At 73.2% G+C, this 18,999-nt stretch carries 16 protein-coding genes; 10 read left to right on the forward strand and 6 right to left on the reverse strand.

All coding sequences use genetic code 11. The features are described 5' to 3' along the window. Positions 1–8: 8 nt before the first annotated feature. Positions 9–806 (forward strand): carbon-nitrogen hydrolase family protein, encoded by a 798-nt coding sequence (locus tag DQ244_RS14875; protein ID WP_113812253.1) that lies wholly within the window; start codon positions 9–11, stop codon positions 804–806. Then, positions 803–2,503 (forward strand): NAD(P)/FAD-dependent oxidoreductase, encoded by a 1,701-nt coding sequence (locus DQ244_RS14880; protein WP_113812254.1) that lies wholly within the window; start codon positions 803–805, stop codon positions 2,501–2,503. The genes DQ244_RS14875 and DQ244_RS14880 overlap by 4 nt, the downstream gene beginning before the upstream one ends. Before the next feature lie 18 nt (positions 2,504–2,521). Here the strand turns inward: DQ244_RS14880 and DQ244_RS14885 are convergent, their stop codons facing one another. From DQ244_RS14885 to DQ244_RS14900, 4 genes are all read right to left on the reverse strand, one after another. Continuing rightward, positions 2,522–4,006 (reverse strand): HNH endonuclease signature motif containing protein, encoded by a 1,485-nt coding sequence (locus DQ244_RS14885; protein ID WP_113812255.1) that lies wholly within the window; start codon positions 4,004–4,006, stop codon positions 2,522–2,524. A 105-nt stretch (positions 4,007–4,111) separates the two neighbouring features. Further along, complete coding sequence (locus tag DQ244_RS14890) at positions 4,112–4,462, reverse strand: hypothetical protein (protein WP_147251535.1); 351 nt, start codon at positions 4,460–4,462, stop codon at positions 4,112–4,114. A 119-nt stretch (positions 4,463–4,581) separates the two neighbouring features. Further along, the gene (locus DQ244_RS14895) at positions 4,582–4,962 is read right to left on the reverse strand and encodes a hypothetical protein (RefSeq protein WP_113812257.1); all 381 of its coding nucleotides are present in this window, start codon (positions 4,960–4,962) and stop codon (positions 4,582–4,584) included. Then, a complete protein-coding gene (locus DQ244_RS14900) occupies positions 4,962–6,905 on the reverse strand; it encodes a primary-amine oxidase (protein WP_113812258.1) in 1,944 nt (647 codons plus the stop codon). The genes DQ244_RS14895 and DQ244_RS14900 overlap by 1 nt, the downstream gene beginning before the upstream one ends. Positions 6,906–7,356: 451 nt before the next feature. Here DQ244_RS14900 and DQ244_RS14905 point away from each other — a divergent pair, with 451 nt between their 5' ends. Beyond that, positions 7,357–8,886, forward strand: a complete 1,530-nt coding sequence (locus tag DQ244_RS14905) for an APC family permease (RefSeq protein ID WP_113812259.1) — start codon at positions 7,357–7,359, stop codon at positions 8,884–8,886. A 12-nt stretch (positions 8,887–8,898) separates the two neighbouring features. On the opposite strand, the gene DQ244_RS14910 is transcribed toward DQ244_RS14905, so the two are convergent. Beyond that, positions 8,899–9,768: a hypothetical protein gene (locus DQ244_RS14910; RefSeq protein ID WP_113812260.1), complete on the reverse strand. Its 870-nt coding sequence runs from the start codon at positions 9,766–9,768 to the stop codon at positions 8,899–8,901. A gap of 184 nt (positions 9,769–9,952) precedes the next feature. After that, on the reverse strand, positions 9,953–10,807 hold the full coding sequence (locus DQ244_RS14915) for an aldo/keto reductase (RefSeq protein WP_113812261.1): 855 nt from the start codon (positions 10,805–10,807) through the stop codon (positions 9,953–9,955). Between the two features lie 36 nt (positions 10,808–10,843). Between DQ244_RS14915 and DQ244_RS14920 the strand changes: the two genes are divergently transcribed. From DQ244_RS14920 to DQ244_RS14950, 7 genes are all read left to right on the forward strand, one after another. Then, the gene (locus DQ244_RS14920; protein WP_113812262.1) at positions 10,844–12,184 is read left to right on the forward strand and encodes a replication-associated recombination protein A; all 1,341 of its coding nucleotides are present in this window, start codon (positions 10,844–10,846) and stop codon (positions 12,182–12,184) included. 57 nt (positions 12,185–12,241) lie between these two features. Continuing rightward, a complete protein-coding gene (locus tag DQ244_RS14925) occupies positions 12,242–12,667 on the forward strand; it encodes a DUF948 domain-containing protein (RefSeq protein ID WP_113812263.1) in 426 nt (141 codons plus the stop codon). Next, the gene (locus tag DQ244_RS14930) at positions 12,667–12,951 is read left to right on the forward strand and encodes a hypothetical protein (protein WP_113812264.1); all 285 of its coding nucleotides are present in this window, start codon (positions 12,667–12,669) and stop codon (positions 12,949–12,951) included. The genes DQ244_RS14925 and DQ244_RS14930 overlap by 1 nt, the downstream gene beginning before the upstream one ends. Positions 12,952–13,008: 57 nt before the next feature. Next, positions 13,009–15,699: an alanine--tRNA ligase gene (alaS, locus tag DQ244_RS14935; RefSeq protein ID WP_113812265.1), complete on the forward strand. Its 2,691-nt coding sequence runs from the start codon at positions 13,009–13,011 to the stop codon at positions 15,697–15,699. A 191-nt stretch (positions 15,700–15,890) separates the two neighbouring features. Continuing rightward, the gene (ruvX, locus tag DQ244_RS14940; protein ID WP_233491539.1) at positions 15,891–16,406 is read left to right on the forward strand and encodes a Holliday junction resolvase RuvX; all 516 of its coding nucleotides are present in this window, start codon (positions 15,891–15,893) and stop codon (positions 16,404–16,406) included. Between the two features lie 71 nt (positions 16,407–16,477). After that, a complete protein-coding gene (gene mltG, locus DQ244_RS14945) occupies positions 16,478–18,193 on the forward strand; it encodes an endolytic transglycosylase MltG (RefSeq protein WP_113812266.1) in 1,716 nt (571 codons plus the stop codon). Next, complete coding sequence (locus DQ244_RS14950) at positions 18,190–18,993, forward strand: shikimate dehydrogenase (RefSeq protein ID WP_113812267.1); 804 nt, start codon at positions 18,190–18,192, stop codon at positions 18,991–18,993. Before mltG ends, DQ244_RS14950 begins: the two co-directional genes overlap by 4 nt. Positions 18,994–18,999: the final 6 nt, after the last annotated feature.

Below are 18,999 nucleotides of genomic sequence, written 5' to 3' on the forward strand. Positions count from 1 at the left end.
AGGAGACCGTGCGCATCGCACTGCTGCAGGGCCCCGCGCTCACGCCGGACCCCGAGGCCGCACTGGCCGCTGTCGCGGACGCGGCCGGTCGGGCGGCCGCCGCCGGGGCACGGCTGCTCGTCACGCCCGAGATGTCGCTGACCGGCTACGCGATCGGCGCCGACCGGGTGGCGGAGCTGGCGGAGCCCGAGCACGGTCCGCTGACCGACCGGGTCGCCGCGATCGCCGCCGAGCACGGCCTCGCGATCGCGGCCGGGCTCCCGGTGCGGGGTGCGGCCGGCATCGCCAACACCGTCGTGGTGATCGACCGCGACGGGACCCGGTTGGCCTCCTACGCCAAGGCCCACCTGTACGGCGACGTCGACCACGACGCCTTCGTCCCCGGTGACGTGGGCGTGGTGCAGTTCGAGCTCGACGGCCTCGTCGTGGGGGTGCTGATCTGCTACGACGTCGAGTTCCCCGAGGCGGTGCGGGCGCACGCGCTGGCCGGCACGGAGCTGCTCGTCGTCCCCACCGGGCTGATGGATCCCTACGGCCACGTCGGCACCGTGCTGGTATCCGCCCGGGCCTACGAGAGCCAGCTCTTCGTGGCCTACGCCAACCGCACCGGGAGCGAGGGCGAGTTCGTCTACTGCGGCGCCAGCTGCGTCATCGCCCCCGACGGCACCGAGCTCGCCCGGGCCGGGCGGGGCGAGGAGCTGGTCGTGGCCGACGTCGACCCCGCCGTCCTCACCGCCTCCCGCCGGGTGAACACCCACCTGGCCGACCGCCGTCCCGAGCTCTACCTCCCGGAGAACCGCGCATGACCTCCGCCATCCCGGTCAACGCCCACGAGCCGGGCCAGGCGCGGCCGGCCCGCCCGCTGACGATGTTCGGCCCCGACTTCCCCTTCGCCTACGACGACTGGCTGGCCCACCCCGCCGGGCTGGGCGAGGTCCCCGAGGCGGAGCACGGCACCGAGGTGGCGGTCATCGGTGGTGGCCTGTCGGGCATCGTGACCGCGCACGAGCTGATGAAGCTGGGACTGCGGCCGGTCGTCTACGAGGCGCACGAGATCGGTGGGCGGCTGCGCTCGCTGGAGTTCGAAGGGCACCCCGGCGTGGTGGCCGAGATGGGCGCGATGCGCTTCCCGCCGTCGTCGACCAGCTTCTTCCACTACGTGCGCGGGCTGGGGCTGTCGACGACGCGCTTCCCGAACCCGCTCGACGTGGACACCCCCAGCACCGTCGTCGACCTCAAGGGCGAGACGCACTACGCGCGCACCCTCGACGACCTGCCGCCGCTCTACCGCGAGGTGGCCGACGCCTGGCACGAGACGCTGGTGAGCAGCGCGCGCCTGGAGGAGATGCAGGCCGCTATCCGCGACCGCGACGTCACGGCCATCAAGGCGATCTGGGACGACCTGGTCGAGCGGCTCGACGACACCACCTTCTACGGGTTCCTCGCCGCGTCGCCGGCGTTCGCCTCGTTCCGGCACCGCGAGGTGTTCGGCCAGGTCGGGTTCGGCACCGGGGGCTGGGACACCGACTACCCGAACTCGATGCTGGAGATCCTGCGGGTGGTCTTCACCGCGGCCGACGACGACCACCTGTCCATCGAAGGCGGCTGCCAGCAGGTGCCGGTGCGGCTGTGGGAGAGCGGGGCCGCGGCACCGGCGCACTGGCCGGCGGGCACCAGCCTCGCCTCGCTGCACCCCGGCGGCCGGCCGCTGCCCGCGGTGACCCGGCTGCACCGCACCGAGCCGAACCACCTCACGGTCACCGATGCCGACGGCGGCATCCGCACCTTCCGGGCCGCGGTGTTCACCGCGCAGAGCTGGAACCTGCTCTCGCGGATCGCCTGCGACGAGGCGCTGTTCCCGATCGACCACTGGACCGCGATCGAGCGCACCCACTACATGGGCTCGACGAAGCTGTTCTGCCTGGTCGACCGGCCGTTCTGGAAGGACGTCGACCCCGCGACCGGGCGGCACCGGATGAGCATGACGCTGACCGACCGGATGACCCGCGGCACCTACCTGCTCGACCAGGGCGAGGGGAAGCCGGGGCTGATCTGCCTCAGCTACACGTGGGCCGACGACTCGCTCAAGTGGCTGCCGCTGTCGGCGACCGAGCGCATGGAGGTCATGCTCAGCTCGCTGCGCGAGATCTACCCCGACGTCGACCTGCGTCGGCACATCATCGCCTCGCCGGTCACGGTGTCCTGGGAGTCCGAGCGCGACTACATGGGCGCCTTCAAGGCCAACCTGCCCGGCCACTACCGGTACCAGCGGCGGCTGTTCACCCACTTCGTGCAGGACGACCTGCCGGAGCGCTACCGCGGCCTGTTCCTCGCCGGCGACGACATCTCCTGGACCGCCGGCTGGGCGGAGGGTGCGGTGCAGACGGCGCTCAACGCGGTGTGGGGCGTCGTGAACCACCTCGGTGGGCGCACGCATCCGGACAACCCCGGCCCCGGCGACCTGTTCGACGAGCTCGCGCCGGTGCGGCTGCCCGAGGACTGACTTCTCGGCGCTGGTGCGTCAGAAGGGCGGCGGGTCCGGATCCGCGGTGTCGGTCGGCGTCTCCTTCGCCTCCGGCTCCGGTGCAGGGCTGCGCATCCCCGGTGGGCGCGTGGTGCGGGTAACGCCGGACGGGGTGGTGACGTGGAGCACGCCGTCGGCGGTCATCTCGAACCGCCAGCCGCGGGCGAAGGTCTTCAGCCGGTGGTGGCTGCGGCACAGGCAGCACAGGTTGGCGCAGTCGGTGGCACCACCGCAGCCGTGGGGGACGACGTGGTCGAGGTCCGCCCAGGCCGCTCGCTGCCCGCAGTTCGGGAAGCGGCAGGTCCGGTCGCGGGTGGTGACGAACGCTTCCTGCGTTCTGGTGGGGGAGTAGCCGCTGCTCGCCTCCGGCCGGCCCAGGACGGCGCACCCGCAGTCGTCCTCGTGGGTGGCGCAGTCCCTGCGGGCCAGCCGCTCCAGCTGCTCCGGCGTCGCGGTGGCGAGCAGCCGCCCGTCGGCATCGGTGATCGCGAAGCGCAGGGAGCCGCCCTCGGGGGTGTGCTGGCCCAGCGCCCCGATCCGCTGCAGCAGCGCGCGGACGTGCGCCGCGGTGATGGGCAGGCCGTCGACCGATCCCGGCGTGGCGGAGGTGCCCTCGAGCGCGTCCAAGGCCGCAGTGACCGTCACGTTCGCCGTGACGCCCGGGAGCAGGCGGTCGGCCGGCCGGCGGATCAGCAGGGAGAAGACCTCGCTGCGGATCTGGCCGATGGGCCGCGGGTCACCGTCGGCCTTGGCCATCCGGGCCAGCTGGTCGATCAGGTCCATGCCTTCGGCGGCCTCGTCGGCGGGCAGCTCGGCGGCCAGGGTCGCCATGCCCTCCAGGTGCGAGGGGTAGCTGCGCACGTCGGCCTGCCGCCGGGCCTCCTTGCGGCGGGTGTCGACGGCGTCGGCGTCCAGCTCCAGCAGGAGTTCCAGCGCGCGGGCGCGGAGCCGCCCGCGGGACAGGCCCGTCGCTCCGGGCAGCAGTCGCGCCTCGACCTGCCGCGCCAGGGCCGGTGAGGTGTGCTGCAGGACGTCGGCGAGCGTCCTGGCGCGGGGCTCGTCCAGCCTGCCTTCGGCCAGTGCCGCCCAGGTGGCGGGCAGGTTCTCTCTGTAGGTCCAGGCCCGGTGCGCCAGGTGCGAGGCGGCGCCGCGGCCGCAGTTGAGCACCGTCGCCAGTTCGCTGGTGAAGAACTGCGAGACCCCGGGGAGCTCGGTGTCCGGTGCCCACGAGCCCTTGCGGGCGCCGGGCTGGTCCGGCGCCGGATCGAGGGTGTCGGGGGTGTCGTCCGCCAGACCCAGCACGAGCTCGGCCTCGTAGGCGGCGTCCATGGCCTTGCGGGCCTGCAGCCGCTGCAGCTCGGCGGCCTTCTCCGCCTTTGTCAGCACTCCCAGGGGCAACCTGGCACTGGTCGGCGCCTGCTCCAGCAGCCAGCCGACCAGCGCACCTTCGAGGGACGAGCGCTCGGCCACCGCTGCTGACATGGGACGAACATACGTTCGAGGTACGACAGTTTCTGTGCTCGAACTCGTGTCGACACTCGCGCCCCGGGGCGGCCCCCTCGGGGCTACCTCCGCACCGTCGCTCGTTCAGCGCGGGGCAGGTCGGTGCACCGGCTCGGAGTAACGCCCAGCGCTCAGTTCTCGAACGGTCGACGTACGCCGCAACTCCTCGAGCGCGGCTTCGTCCCGCCATTCCGTTCCCTCACCGAGTTCGCGCCAGAAGGCGCGACCTGGCTCGGCGGCGGCGACGGCGAAGCACGGATCGCTTCCCTTGACCGTGCCCGCCTTCTTCCAGTCGGGCAGGCGCATCCGGAGGACCGTCTCTCGCCAGTCATGCCGTGAGCTGGCGGCCACGAGGTACTCGAGGTCGTGGAGCGAGACCCGGTCGCGGCCGAACCAGCGCCAGACTGACAGCTTGCCGACCTCTCGCTCAACCATGGCGTCAGGGTAGGGGCGCGCTTCCAGCTCCATAGGCCGTAGACCCGCTCTTCCTCAGGCCGCCCGCGGTGCGGACGGGAAGCGGTGGTGACCCTCCGCAGCGGCCAGGGCGTCGGCGTTCAGGCCGGAACGGGTCCGCGCAGGGCGCCGAGAGCGCGCACGGCAGCCAGCAGCAGGGCGGCCACGGCCAGCACCCCGGCCACCGGCCCCGCCCATGCCGACAGGCCGGACGCCGCGTGGTGAGCGGTCGCCAGCGGGGGGTGGGCGGCCAGCATCGCCGTCGTCAGGAAGACGTGCAGCGCCCACGCCGCCGGCGACGGAAGCCGGAACAGGTGCACCGCGCAGAGCAGGCAGGCCGCCACCAGCAGCAGGGTCGCTGCCGCACCCGGGTGCGGTGCCGCCGCGAGCGCCAGCCCGTGCACGGCGGCGCACCCCGCCGCGGCCCCCGCCGCGCTGCGCGACAGGAACCGCGGCAGGGCCGCCGCCCCCAGGGGCTCCATCAGTGGCAGCGGCCCGGGGCCGGCGGCACGTCGAGCGCGGGGTTCCGGTCGAAGAACCCGACCGGCTTGAGCTCGAAGGAGAAGACGTCGACCGGCATGACCGGCCAGTCCTCGGGCCGGGGCACGTGGTGGATGCCGAACACGTGCCACAGCACGATGTCGGTGTCGACCAGCGGGCGGTCGGCCTTCTGCCACTCCGGCAGGCCGAGGTCCTCGCGGCTCTGGTTGCAGAACTCGCCGGAGGGCCAGCGCTCCTCCTCGTCGAAGCGGCTGACCCAGACCGGGTGGTCGATGACCTGCGCCCGCTGCCGGAACGGCGCGCTCGGGTCGGCCAGGGAGGGGATGGCCGAGGTCGGGTACAGCTTGTAGCCCGGCGCCGTCCCGAGGCGGTTCGGCTTGGTCCGGTTGACCACCTTGAACGAGCGCTGGGTGGCGAAGTCGACGTCGAGCCGCCCCTCGGACTCGCTCTCCACCGGGCGGCTGCGGGTGACGACGGCGAGGCCGTAGGGGTTCTCCTCCGAGACCGGCAGCGCCTCGCTCTCGGTGACGACGAGCGTGTTCTCCGGGCCGTCGACCTCCATGTCGAGCCGGGCGACGACGAAGTGCTGGTGGACCGGCGCGTAGGTGCGGTCGTCGACGACGGTGCCGTACGCCGGCGGCGTCTCGTCGTAGGCGCTGGTCACCATGATCCCGGTGGCGCGCACCTCGCACTCGATCGTGCCGTCCTGGTAGAAGCGCCAGTACGTCAGGTACTCGTAGTTGGACACCGTCGCGTGGAACGAGACGACCATGCGGCGCGACCGGCGGACCTCCGCCCCGGCGTTGTCGTCGACGTGCTTCCAGAGCACCCCGTCGTCCTCCTCGTGGAGGCAGATGGCGTTCTCGATGGTGTACGGCTCGGCGCGGGTGTCGTGCAGGACGGCGTCGACGTAGGTGATGTCGCCGAGGCAGTCGCAGCCGAGCTTGAGCGACGTCGTCATGAAGCCGAGGCCCCACTCGCCGATGTCGAAGGCGGTCCGCCGGTGGTGGTCGGGGCTGGGGTCGCGGTAGGGGACGACCATCTCGGCGAAGGACATGCGGTGGGCGATCGGGCGGCCGTCGTACTCCACCCGGTGGATGACCAGGCCCTCGCGGTAGTTGAAGCCCAGCCGCATCGTCCACTTCTGCCAGCGCAGCTCGTGGCCGTCGAGGGTGAACGACGGGCCCTCGGGCTGGGTGATCTCCAGCGGCTTGACGTCGGTGCGCAGCTGCTGCCCGGGAACCAGGGCGGGCACGTACTCGCCCATCACGTCACCGGGCGGCGTCGGGTCGTTGTCCTCGATCTGCAGCAGCTCCATCGAGTTCAGGTCGATGATGAAGTGCAGCCCGGCGACGTGGTTGGTGAACGGGTTGCCGTTCGGGTGGGAGCGGCGCCAGACGTCGGTCCAGCCGACCCGCCGGTCCTGGAACTCCTGCGGGATCAGCGAGTGCCCGTAGGCCCAGGTGTCGATCAGGACCAGGTCCAGGTCGGTGATCCCGCGCTTGCTCAGGGCGGCGATGACGTCGGGGTGCCGGATGAGGACCTCGTGCGCCTCGTGGAACTCGTCCACCGTCATGTTCGCCTGCTGGCCGGGCACGGACTCCCAGGAGAGCACGGTGTCGTCGGTGAGGGAGACGACCGCCTTGTAGGTGAGACCGTCGTCGCGGCTCCACAGGGTGACCCGGGCGTCGCGGCGGATGGGGTCACCGGTCCGGAAGGAGCGGACGACGTCCTTGGCCGGCTCGCGCAGCTCGATGGCGGCGAACCGCCAGCGCTCGTCGACGGCCTTGTCGCGGCGCAGGATCGCGGCGGCGGCGCGGAACTCGTCGGCGGTCAGCGGGTCCAGCGGGTGCGGGGTGCCGGCGGTCGCGGACCTGCCGGCGGAGCTGCCGGCGCTGTGGCACGAGGGCGCGGACTCGGTCATGAGGAGTTCTCCGGGGTGGTGTCGTACAGCGATCTCCGCCGTGCGGGTCCAGCCTGAGCGCTCGGCCCGTCTGGACTGCAACGGAATCAGTGGTTCGGAGCACCATATGCCACGGAAACCTTCGACACCAGGGTCGACATCCCCGGTTCCGGGGCCGTTGCGCCGTCGACGACGGCAGCAGCGAGCCGCTCGCGCTCGCGCCGCACCCCGGTTGCAGGTATCCGACGGATAACGATCTTCCCGACGCGATACGCGCAGGAAACAGTTGTCGTGCATCCTCCCAGCGCCGGGATCCGCGATCCGACCTCCGTGCCGAACTGTCGACGCCGTCGACGGGCGGTGTACGGGGCGGCGTCTTCCCCCACGGGCGGGCGACTGGCTGGCTTCATTGTGACCCGGCGCACACGCCGGCACCGGACGCGCGCCGCACCGGCGCGACGAGGAGGACTGCATGACCCTGGACCAGGGCGCCACCACGGGGCGCACCGACCTGCGGGCGAAGGGCCTGTCGAAGAACTCGGTGGGTCTGACCGCCAGCGTCGTCCTCGGCATCTCGAGCATCGCGCCGGTCTACGCGCTGACCGTCACTCTCGGTCCCACCGTCACCGAGGTCGGCCTGCAGATGCCGGCGATCTTCCTGGCCGGCTTCCTGCCGATGCTGCTGGTCGCCTACGGCTACCGGGAGCTGAACCGCGTCGCTCCCGACTGCGGCACGTCCTTCACCTGGGCGACCAAGGCCTTCAACCCCTACGTCGGCTGGATGGCCGGCTGGGGAGCCCTGCTGGCGACGATCATCGTGCTCTCCAGCCTGGCGGGTGTCGCCGTCTCCTTCTTCTACCTGCTGCTCGGGGAGCTCACCGGCTCCGTGGCGGTGGGGGAGCTGGGCGGCAACAAGCTGGTCAACGTCCTCACCTGCGTCGCGTTCGTCGCGCTCGCCACCTGGATCGCCTACCGCGGCGTGCAGACCACCAAGCGCGTCCAGTACGTGCTGGTCGGCTTCCAGCTGGCGGTCCTCGCGCTCTTCGTGGTCCTCGCCTTCACCAAGATGGACTCCGCGCCCGCCAGCATCCCCTTCGAGCTGTCGTGGCTGGACCCCACCGCCATCGACTCGTTCAGCGCGTTCACCGCGGGGCTCTCCCTCTCCCTGTTCATCTACTGGGGCTGGGACACCTGCCTCACGGTGAACGAGGAGACCGCCGGCAGCGCCCGCACCCCCGGCCGCGCGGCGCTGCTGTGCATGGCGGTCATCGTGATGACCTACCTGATCGTGGCCATCGCGGTGCAGATGTACGCCGGTATCGGCGAGGAGGGCACGGGCCTGGGCAACGAGGAGACCGGGGCCGACGTCTTCGCGGCGCTGGCCGACCCGGTGATGGGCGCCGGTCTGGCGTTCCTGCTCTTCCTGGCCGTCGTGGCCAGCTCCGCGTCCTCCCTGCAGACGACGTTCCTGCCGCCGGCCCGCACGATGCTGGCGATGGGGACCTACGGCGCGATCCCGAGCCGGTTCGGGAACGTGCACCCGCGCTTCCTGACGCCGTCGACGGCGACCCTGACCGCCGGTGCGGGGACCGCGATCTTCTACGTCGGGATGACCCTCATCAGCGAGAACGTCCTCATCGACACCATCTACGCGCTCGGCCTGATGATCTGCTTCTACTACGGCCTGACCGCCTACGCCTGCGTCTGGTACTTCCGGCGGGAGCTCACCCGCAGCGCTCGGGACCTGGTGTTCAAGGGCATCCTCCCGCTGCTGGGCGCCCTCATGCTCACCGCGGTATTCGTGCAGACGGCGATCGACACCCTCGACCCGGCGTACGGCACCGGCTCGTCGGTGTTCGGCCTGGGCAGCGTGTTCGTCATCGGCATCGGGCTGCTGCTGCTCGGCGTCGTCCTGATGTTCGTCTGGCGGGCCAAGCACCCGGCGTTCTTCCGGGGCGAGACGCTCCGCCAGGACACCCCGTCGCTCGTCTTCGACGAGTAGGGCTCCCACTGCTCAGCCGCGGGGTTCGCGCCACCCGCGGCTGAGCAGCGCCCGTCGGGTCCGCTCGACGACGGCCCGCCGACCGTGACGGGCGGCGAACCTCAGCACGAGCCAGCCGTCTGCGGCCATCAGGGAGTAGCGGTCGACGTCGCGGCCGAACTGCTCGATGTCGGCGTGCTGGCGGCCTTCGTACTCCAGCGCCACCTTCCACCGCGGGTACCCCAGGTCGGCGTGCGCGACCTCGCGCCCGCGTCGGTCCCACAGCGGCACCTGGACCTCGGGCTCCGGCAGGTCGCTGGTCAGGAGCCAGTACCGGACGAGACTCTCGCGCGGTGAGCCCGCGTGCTCCGTGAGCCTCGGTGCCCACTCGCGTGCTCGTGCCACGCCGCGCACCCGGTCGGCGCGGGCCAGCCGCCGGATCAGGTCGTCGGCACGCAGCCGCCCGGTGCGCATCAGCCCGTCCCCGAGGACCAGCAGATCGGCCGGGTGCAGCAGCCCGGCCATGTCGAGGAACGTCTGCGCCCCGGACGTGACCGGCACGCCGCCGAGGTCCACGCGGTCCTCCGTCTGCAGTGCGCGGGAGTGCGCGACGAGTCCTGCGCGCTGCGGCAGGACCCGCCGGGGGGTGAGGACGACGTGCGTCTCCGAGGGCTCGCCGCGCAGGCCGTACAGGGCAGCGGCGGTGCCCAGACCGAAGACCGCGTCAGGTGGGAGGACCCGGGCCCAGGCCGCGCACCGCAGCGGCAGGCTGCTCTCGACGGCGCTGCTGATGTAGAGCCCCCGGCTCAGCCGGACGCCGTCCTCGGCGATCTGCCGCCGGGTGACGCCGGCGGCCCGCGCCTGCGACCAGGTGTACGAGCTGCCGAGCGGGATCTCCTCCATCTGGTGAGGCTGCGGGGTGGGCGGGGGCGTCGGCGCGCGCCGCCGTCACTTGTGGATGCGGCTACCGCATGTGGATGGCGTCCTCTCCCCGTCGATCATCGGATGCGTGCACGGGCGGCCGGCGCGTCGCACCCGCGCCACGCGGACATCGTGCGTACACCCGATGATCAATCCCGAGGGAGCGTCAGACCGGGTCGAGGCGGGCGAGCTGCTCGGGGGAGAGGCGCAGGTCGGCCGCGGCGGCGGAATCGACGATCGAGGCCGGCCGCGAGGCGCCCGGGATGGGGACGACGGTGTCGCTCTGCGCGAGGTGCCAGGCCAGCGTCACCTGGTAGACCGACACCCCGAGCTCCTCGGCCACCTCCGCGAACGCCGGGGCGGTGGAGTCCAGCGAGCCGGCCGCGCCCACCCCGCCGAAGGGGCTCCACGGCAGGAAGGCCAGCCCGGTCGCGGCGCAGTGCGCGAGCTCGTCGGCGGAGGACCGCCAGCCGGGGGAGAACTGGTTCTGCACGCTGACCAGGGCGTCGCCCACGATGGCCCGCGCGGCGTCGATCTGGGCGATGTCGGCGTTGGAGATCCCGACCATCCGCACCAGCCCGTCGTCGGCCAGCTCCCGCAGCGCGCCCATCGAGTCCTCCCACGGCGTCGACGGGTCGGGCCGGTGGAACTGGTACAGCCCGATGGCGTCCACGCCGAGCCGGCGCAGCGACGCCTCGCAGGCCGCGCGCAGGTAGGCAGGCGACCCGTCGAGGTCCCAGTCGGTGCCGCGCCGGGTGTGCCCGCCCTTCGTCGCCACCAGGACGTCGGGCGACCCGGCCGACGCCAGCGCCCGGGCCACCAGCGACTCGTTGTGCCCGAACTCGGCCTCGTCGCGGGAGTAGGCGTCGGCGGTGTCGATCAGGGTCACGCCGGCGTCGAGCGCCGCGTGCACCACCGCGACGGCGTCGTCGTCGGCGGGGCGGGGATCCTTCGTGGACAGGGGCATCGCGCCCAGCCCGATGGAGCTCACGGTCACGTCCCCGATGCGTCGCTGCTGCATGGGTGACGTCGTGCCCCGCAGGTAGCGTCAGGAACCGTGACCTCCCTGTTCGACGCCCCGGACGACGGGCCCGCCGCCGTCGACCCGGGGGCGCCGCTGGCCGTGCGCATGCGGCCCCGCTCGCTGGAGGAGGTCGTCGGGCAGCAGCACCTGCTGGGCGACCGCGCCCCGCTGCGCCGGCTGGTCGAGTCCGACGAGCCGATGTCGCTGGTGCTCTACGGCCCGCCCGGCACCGGCAAGACCACGCTCGCCCACGTCATCTCGCTGGCCACCAAGCGCCAGTTCGTGCAGCTCTCCGCCCTGGACTCCGGCGTCAAGGAGGTCCGGGCGGTCATCTCCAGCGCCAAGCAGGAGCTGACGTACGCCGGCCGGCGCACCGTGCTGTTCATCGACGAGGTGCACCGCTTCTCCAAGACCCAGCAGGACAGCCTGCTGTCCGCGGTCGAGGACCGGATCGTGAGCCTCATCGCGGCGACCACCGAGAACCCGTTCTTCTCCGTGGTCAGCCCGCTGCTCTCCCGCAGCCTGGTGCTCGCGCTGCAGCCGCTCACCGACGACGACGTCCGTACGCTGCTGCGCCGCGCCCTGGCCAGCGAGCGCGGGCTGGACGGCGAGTTCACGCTCACCGACGAGGCGGAGGAGCACCTCATCCGCATCGCCGGCGGCGACGGGCGCAAGTCGCTGACCGCGCTGGAGTCCGGCGCGGGGGCGGCCAAGGCCGTCGGCGCGACCGAGATCGACCTCGCGACCCTGGAGACGGCGGTGGCGCAGGCGGCCGTCCGCTACGACCGCCAGGGCGACATGCACTACGACGTCGCCAGCGCGCTGATCAAGTCGATCCGGGGCAGCGACGTCGACGCCGCCCTCCACTACCTGGCCCGCATGGTGGAGGCGGGGGAGGACCCGCGCTTCATCGCCCGGCGGCTGGTCATCTCCGCCAGCGAGGACATCGGCATGGCCGACCCCACCGCGCTGCTCACCGCCGTCGCCGTCGCCGACGCGGTCGCCTTCATCGGCATGCCCGAGGGCCACTTCCCGCTGGCGCAGGCCGTCGTCCACCTGGCGACCGCGCCCAAGTCGAACGCGGTCACCGCGGCGATGGGGGAGTCGGTCGCCGACGTCCGGGCGGGGCTCGCCGGCCCGGTGCCGCCCGGCCTGCGCGACGCCCACTACGGCGGGGCGAAGAAGCTCGGGCACGGGAAGACCTACGTCTACCCGCACTCCCACCCCGACGGCGTCGTGCCGCAGCAGTACCTGCCGGACGCCCTCGTCGGCAAGGACTACTACCGGCCGACCAACCGCGGGGCGGAGGCCCGGCTGGGGGAGCGGCTGGCCAAGCTGCGGGCGATCATCCGGCGCACGCGCACCCGCGACTAGGGTGACGAGGCCGGAAAGCCGCTCCCGGCGCTGAACCCCCTGAGAACAGGAGCACGCGTGTCCGTAGGAGAGATCGCCGGGCTGGTCGCAGCCGGGGCCCTGGTGCTGCTGGTGGTGCTGGTCGCCGTCCCGCTGCTCAAGCTCGGCCGGACGCTCGACGAGACCACCCTGACCATCCGCCAGGTCCGTGAGCAGAGCGCGCCGATCCTGAGCCAGGCCGGCACGACCGTCGCGCACGTGAACAGCAACCTGGAGCGGGTCGACGACATCACCGGCAACGCCGCCAACGTCTCGAGCAACGTCGCCGCCCTCACCAGCGTCGTCGCCGCCACCCTGGGCAGCCCGCTGATCAAGGTGGCCGCCTTCAGCTACGGCGTGCGCAGCGCGACCCGCAAGAAGCGCGAGGGGCAGGCCCTCGCCGACGCCGCGGCCCGCGACAAGGCCGAGCGCCGCGCCCGCCGTTCCGCCCGGCGGGCCGCCTGATGCGCCGGCTCTTCTGGCTGGCCATGGGCATCACCATCGGCGCGCTCGTCGTCCGCAAGCTGTCCGCCGCGGCCGAGAAGATGACCCCCGCCGGCATCGGCGCCTCCATCGCCGCCGGGCTGCGCGACGTCGCCGACGCGATCGGTGACTTCGGCGCCGACGTCCGCGACGCCATGTCCGAGCGGGAGCTCGAGCTGCGCGCGGGCACCGGCCTGGACGCGCCGCTGCCCGAGGCGGGCGACGCCGCCGCCCTGCGCCGCGGCGCGCACGCCGCCGACTCCTGATCCCCCCGGCCGGGGGCGCCCACCGCCCCCGGTCCCGTAGAACCGAGTAGATCGCCGATGCAGACCGCCGAGATCCGCCGCCGCTTCCTGCAGCACTTCGAGCAGCGCGGCCACACCGTCGTCCCCAGCGCCTCGCTGGTCTCCCCGGACCCGTCGCTGCTGTTCACCGTGGCCGGCATGGTGCCGTTCATCCCGTACCTGACCGGCCGCGAGCCCGCGCCGTTCCCGCGGGCCACGAGCGTGCAGAAGTGCGTGCGCACCCTCGACATCGAGGAGGTGGGCAAGACCACCCGCCACGGCACGTTCTTCCAGATGAACGGCAACTTCTCCTTCGGCGACTACTTCAAGGAAGGCGCGATCCAGAACGCCTGGGAGCTGCTCACCGGGTCCGTCGAGGGCGGGGGGCTCGGGTTCGACCCGGAGCGCCTCTGGGTCACCGTCTACCTGGACGACGACGAGGCCGCCGAGGCCTGGCAGCGCATCGCCGGCCTCCCGGCCGAGCGCATCCAGCGGCTGGGCAAGAAGGACAACTACTGGCACACCGGGGCGCCCGGCCCCGGTGGTCCGTGCTCGGAGATCTACTTCGACCGCGGTCCGCAGTTCGGCCCCGACGGCGGCCCGCTGGTCGACACCGCCGGTGACCGGTTCCTGGAGATCTGGAACCTCGTCTTCATGCAGTACGAGCTCACCGACGTCCGCAGCAAGGAGGAGTTCACGGTCGTCGGCGAGCTGCCCAACAAGAACATCGACACTGGCATGGGCCTCGAGCGCGTGGCCTACCTGCTGCAGGGCGTCGACAACATGTACGAGATCGACGAGGTCGCGCCGGTGCTGCGCCGGGCCGCCGAGCTCGCCGGGGTCACGTACGGCTCGGGTGGGCGGGAAGGACACACGAACGACGTGCGGCTGCGCGTGGTCGCCGACCACGTGCGCAGCGGGCTGATGCTCATCGGCGACGGCGTCACCCCCGGCAACGAGGGCCGCGGCTACATCCTCCGCCGGCTGCTGCGCCGCGCCGTCCGCTCGATGAAGCTGCTCGGTGTCGACGACGCCACGCTGCCCGAGCTCCTGCCGGTCTCCAAGGAGGCCATGAAGGCCAGCTACCCCGAGCTGGAGACCGACTTCGCCCGGATCTCGAGCGTCGCCTACGCCGAGGAGGAGGCCTTCCGCCGCACCCTCACCTCCGGCACGGCGCTGTTCGACACCGCGGTGGCCACGGCCAAGCAGGCCGGCACCCCCACGCTGAGCGGCGCGCAGGCCTTCTCCCTGCACGACACCTACGGCTTCCCGATCGACGTGACCTTGGAGATGGCCGCCGAGCAGGGCGTGACCGTCGACGAGGACGGCTTCCGCGCCCTCATGAAGGAGCAGCGCGACCGCGCCCGGGCCGACGCCCGGGCCAAGCGCACCGGGTCGGTCGACGTCCTGGCCTACCGCCGGCTGCTGGCCGAGCACGGCCCCACCGACTGGCGGGCCTACGACACCCTGCGCACCGATTCCCGGGTGCTGGCGCTGGTCGCCGACGAGGAGGGGCCGGAGGTTGCGGCGCAGGGCGACATCGTCCGCGTGGTCCTCGACCGCACCCCGTTCTACGCGGAGTCCGGTGGCCAGGTGGCCGACGCCGGGATCCTCACCTGGGACGGCGGCCGCGCCGAGGTCATCGACGTGCAGCGCCCGGTCAAGGGCCTCGTGGCCCACCAGATCCGCGTGCTCGAGGGCGAGCTCCGCCAGGACGTGGAGCTCACCGCCGAGGTGGACTACGAGTGGCGGCTGTCGGCCTGCCAGGCGCACTCGGGCACCCACGTGGTGCACGCCGCGCTGCGCGAGGTCCTCGGCCCGCAGGCCCTGCAGTCCGGGTCCTACAACCGGCCCGGCTACCTGCGCCTGGACTTCGCCTGGCAGGGCGCGCTCACCGCCCAGCAGCGCACCGACATCGAGGACGTCGCCAACGCCGCCGTCCGGGCCGACCACAAGGTGACCGCCTCGTACATGACGCTGCCCGAGGCGAAGGCGTTCGGCGCGATCGCGCTCTTCGGCGAGACCTACGGCGAGCAGGTGCGCGTCGTCGAGATCGGCGGCCCCTGGTCGCGCGAGCTCTGCGGTGGCACGCACGTGCGCGGCAGCTCCCAGATCGGCACGCTGGCGCTGACCGGTGAGTCCTCGGTGGGCTCGGGGTCCCGGCGCGTCGAGGCGGTCGTGGGCCTGGAGGGCTTCCGCTACCTGGCCCGCGAGCGCGACCTGGTGCGCCAGCTGGCCGAGCTGCTCAAGGCGCCCCAGGACGGGCTGGTCGAGCGGGTGAGCGGCATGGTCGCCCGGCTCCGGGACCTGGACCGCGAGCTCGCGGACCTGCGCGGTCAGCAGACGCTGGCCGCCGCGGGCCAGCTCGCCGGCTCCGCGAAGGACGTGGGCGGCGTCGCCGTCGTCACCGGCTCCCCGGCGGGCCTGGGGGGCGGCGACCTCCGCACGCTCGCCCTCGACGTCCGCGGCCGTCTGGCCGCAGACAAGCCGTCGGTCGTGCTGCTGGCATCGGAGTCCGGTGGCAAGGTGGCACTGGTGGCGGCGCTCAACCCGGCCGCGGTCGCTCAGGGGCTGTCGGCCAACGACGTCCTCAAGGCGGCTTCGGCCCCTGTCGGTGGCCGTGGAGGCGGCAAGTCCGACGTCGCCCAGGGGGGCGGCACCGATCCCGCGGGGATCCCCGCGGGACTGCAGGCCGGCGAACAGGCGGTTGCGGCCGCCAGTGGGAGGTGAGCACCGTGGGGAGCTCCGACGAGCGCGGTACCGAGTCCGACTTCGGGCAGAACCCGGGGGACACCGGTCCCGTCGGGAGGAAGCGCCGGTCGCTGCCGGCCGTGCCCCCGGCGCGGCCTCGGCCGTCCACCGGCGAGCAGCCGACCTACCACCCGACCACCGAGATCGATCTCCGCCAGGGCTTCCCCCCGGTGAAGCACGAGACGACGGAGATCGACCTGTCCGGCGGCTGGCCGCAGCACCTCAAGGTGCCGCCGCGCCGGTCCGGGGCGGGCGCGCCACCCGGCCGGGTGCTCGGCATCGACGTCGGCACGGTGCGCGTGGGCGTGGCGCTGTCGGACCCGACCGGCACCCTGGCCAGCCCGCTGGAGACGCTCAACCGGGCCAAGAGCGGCGCGGATCTGGACCGTCTCGTGGCCCTGGTCGTGGAACACGAGGTGACCGAGGTGGTGGTGGGAGAGCCGAGGCATCTGTCAGGTGCGTCGAGCGCGTCGGCCGTCGATGCGGGCAACTACGCTCAGGAACTGGCCGACCGCATAGCGGATGTGCCGGTCCAGATGATCGACGAGAGGCTCTCCACCGTGACCGCAGCCAGTCACCTCCGCGAGGGTGGCATCGACAGCCGCCGCTCGCGCCCGGTGATCGACCAGGCGGCCGCCGTGGTCATCCTGCAGCAGTACCTCGACAGCCGACGGTCGCCCGCGTGAGCGCGCCCGGCGGGCCGCCGCGTCGGGGGAGGCACTCCTCCGACGACTCGACCGGTGGGGTCCCCGCGTCCATGTGGACCGGTCCCGGCACCCCCACCGGCGGCAGCTACCCGCCGGGCTCACCCGTCCGTCCGCCGCGCCCCGCCGACCGGGGTGGGGTCCGTCCCGGATCCGGCCTGATCGACCGCGGCGCGGACGCGACCGGACCGCTCGTGGAGCCGGACTGGTGGGCCTACGGGTCCACCGACCACCCGGACCACCCGCAGACCGGCCGCCCCGACCCGCACGGCTTCGGCCGGCAGCACCCCTCGGGCCCGCTGCCCCCGATGCCGACCGGCATCTGGGACCGCATGGCCCAGGGCTCCGCCGGATCCGGCGACGACCCGACCGTGGCCACGCCGCGGGTCGGGGGCCGACCCGGCGACGCCGCCCCCGACGACCTCCCGGACGCGCACCCCGCGTCGTGGGAGGAGGAGACCGGCGCCCTCGACGTGATCGGGGCGAACGTCGACGAGGAGTCCCCCCGGCGCCGCGGTCTCCGTCGGTCCCGGCGCACCGGGCCCGCCGTCGAGCACCCGGCCACCGTGGCGCTGCCCGAGCAGCAGCCCGAGGCCCAGCAGGATCACGACCGGCACGAGGACCTCTTCCCCGGCGAGGACGAGCTGGCGGGGGAGACCGACGGTCCGCTGACCGACGACGAGATCCCGGTCGCCCCGTACGACCCGCGCACCGACCGGGCACGCCGTCGCCGTCGCCGTCGTCCGTTCGCGGTGCTGCTCGCCCTCCTGGTGCTCGGCGCCATCGTCGCGGGCATCGTGCTGGGCGGCCAGCGGCTGCTCGGCCTGCTGGACCCGACCGCCCAGGACTACTCCGGCGCGGGGACCGGCAGCGTCGACATCCGGGTCAACTCCGGCGACACGCTCAGCGACATCGCCCGGACCCTCGACGAGGCCGACGTCGTCGCCTCCACCGGCCCGTTCGTCAGCGCAGCCAAGGACAACCCCGACGCCACCGGCATCCAGCCCGGTGTCTACACGCTCCGGCTGCAGATGAGCGGCGCGTCGGCCCTGGACCTGCTGCTGGACCCCGCGTCCCGCCAGGTCTCGCGCGTCACGCTGCGCGAGGGTCTCACCGTCGTGCAGGTGCTGGCCCGCCTCGCGGGGGACACCGGCACCCCGCTCGAGGAGCTCCAGGCCGCGGCCGGCGACCCGGCCGCGATCGGCCTGCCGCCCTACGCCGACGGCAAGCTCGAGGGCTTCCTCTTCCCGGCGACCTACGACTTCGAGCCCGGTGACACCGCCGTCGACATGCTGAGCGCGATGGTGGCGCGGGCCGAGCAGGCCTTCGACGGCCTCGGCGTCCCGGAGGCCGAGCGCCTCACCTGGATCACCAAGGCCAGCATCGTGCAGGCCGAGGCCGCCGGCGCCGAGGACATGGCGAAGGTCGCCCGGGTGCTGGAGAACCGGCTCGCCGACGGCATGCCGCTGCAGCTGGACACAACGGTCAACTACGCCAACGGCAAGGGCGGCATCACGACGACGGCCGCCGACCGGGCCAACCCGTCGGAGTACAACACCTACGTCCACACCGGCCTCCCCCCGGGCGCCATCAGCAACCCGGGCGAGGACGCCCTGCGCGCGGTGCTCGCCCCGGCCGAGGGTGACTGGCGCTTCTTCGTGGTCGTCGACCCCGACACCGGCGACACGCGGTTCGCGGCGACCAAGGCGGAGCACGACCGGAACGTGCTGCTGTTCCGGCAGTGGCTGGCGGAGAACCCCGAGGGATGAGGGCCGCCGTCCTCGGGCGGCCGGTGTCCCACTCGCTCTCCCCGCTGCTGCACCGTGCGGCCTACGCCGCGCTGGGGCTGACGGACTGGACCTACGACGCCCTCGATCTCGGGCCCGAGGACCTGGCCGAGCTGCTGGCCGGGCTCGGCCCCGAGTGGCGGGGCTTCTCGGTCACCATGCCGAACAAGCAGATGGCCGTGGAGGTCGCCGACCGGGTCGAGCCGCTGCCGGCCCTGCTGGGGGCGGCGAACACCCTGGTCCGCACCGATGCCGGCTGGCGCGCGCACAACACCGACGTCGCCGGCATCGGCATGGCCCTGCAGCTGGCCGGCGTGGAGTCCGCTCCCCGCGCGGTGATCCTGGGCGCCGGTGGCACGGCGACCGCGGCCGCGGTCGCGCTGGCCTCCCTCGGCGCGCGCGAGGTGGACGTCGTGGTGCGCGACCCGCGTCGTGCCGGTGACGTCGTCCGGGTGCTCGAGACCCTGGGGGTGGCGGCCACCGTGCGGTCGCTGGACGGCGCCCGGGTGGCCGCTCCGGTCGTGATCAGCACCGTGCCCGTGGACGGCCAGCCCGCCGTCGCGGCGCTGGACTGGCAGGCCGGGCAGACCGTGCTCGACGTCCTCTACGCGCCCTGGCCGACGCCGCTGGCGGAGCGCGTCTCGGCGGCCGGCGGCACCGTGATCGGCGGCCTGGAGGTCCTGTTCTGGCAGGCCACCGAGCAGGTCGAGCTCATGACCGGGATGCAGGCCCCGATCGCCGCGATGCGCGCGGCCCTGGACGCGGCGCTCCCCGGTCGCTGACGCGGG

The organism is Blastococcus sp. TBT05-19, from assembly GCF_003319095.1.
Lineage (GTDB): Bacteria > Actinomycetota > Actinomycetes > Mycobacteriales > Geodermatophilaceae > Blastococcus.

Excerpts from the sequence above, each read along its gene's own strand:
- DQ244_RS14880 (WP_113812254.1), top strand. The coding sequence starts at position 803 with ATGACCTCCGCCATCCCGGTCAACGCCCACGAGCCGGGCCAGGCGCGG.
- DQ244_RS14885 (WP_113812255.1), bottom strand. The coding sequence starts at position 4,006 with ATGTCAGCAGCGGTGGCCGAGCGCTCGTCCCTCGAAGGTGCGCTGGTC.
- DQ244_RS14890 (WP_147251535.1), bottom strand. The coding sequence starts at position 4,462 with ATGGTTGAGCGAGAGGTCGGCAAGCTGTCAGTCTGGCGCTGGTTCGGC.
- DQ244_RS14895 (WP_113812257.1), bottom strand. The coding sequence starts at position 4,962 with ATGGAGCCCCTGGGGGCGGCGGCCCTGCCGCGGTTCCTGTCGCGCAGC.
- DQ244_RS14900 (WP_113812258.1), bottom strand. The coding sequence starts at position 6,905 with ATGACCGAGTCCGCGCCCTCGTGCCACAGCGCCGGCAGCTCCGCCGGC.
- DQ244_RS14905 (WP_113812259.1), top strand. The coding sequence starts at position 7,357 with ATGACCCTGGACCAGGGCGCCACCACGGGGCGCACCGACCTGCGGGCG.
- DQ244_RS14910 (WP_113812260.1), bottom strand. The coding sequence starts at position 9,768 with ATGGAGGAGATCCCGCTCGGCAGCTCGTACACCTGGTCGCAGGCGCGG.
- DQ244_RS14915 (WP_113812261.1), bottom strand. The coding sequence starts at position 10,807 with ATGCAGCAGCGACGCATCGGGGACGTGACCGTGAGCTCCATCGGGCTG.
- DQ244_RS14930 (WP_113812264.1), top strand. The coding sequence starts at position 12,667 with ATGCGCCGGCTCTTCTGGCTGGCCATGGGCATCACCATCGGCGCGCTC.
- alaS (WP_113812265.1), top strand. The coding sequence starts at position 13,009 with ATGCAGACCGCCGAGATCCGCCGCCGCTTCCTGCAGCACTTCGAGCAG.
- mltG (WP_113812266.1), top strand. The coding sequence starts at position 16,478 with ATGTGGACCGGTCCCGGCACCCCCACCGGCGGCAGCTACCCGCCGGGC.
- DQ244_RS14950 (WP_113812267.1), top strand. The coding sequence starts at position 18,190 with ATGAGGGCCGCCGTCCTCGGGCGGCCGGTGTCCCACTCGCTCTCCCCG.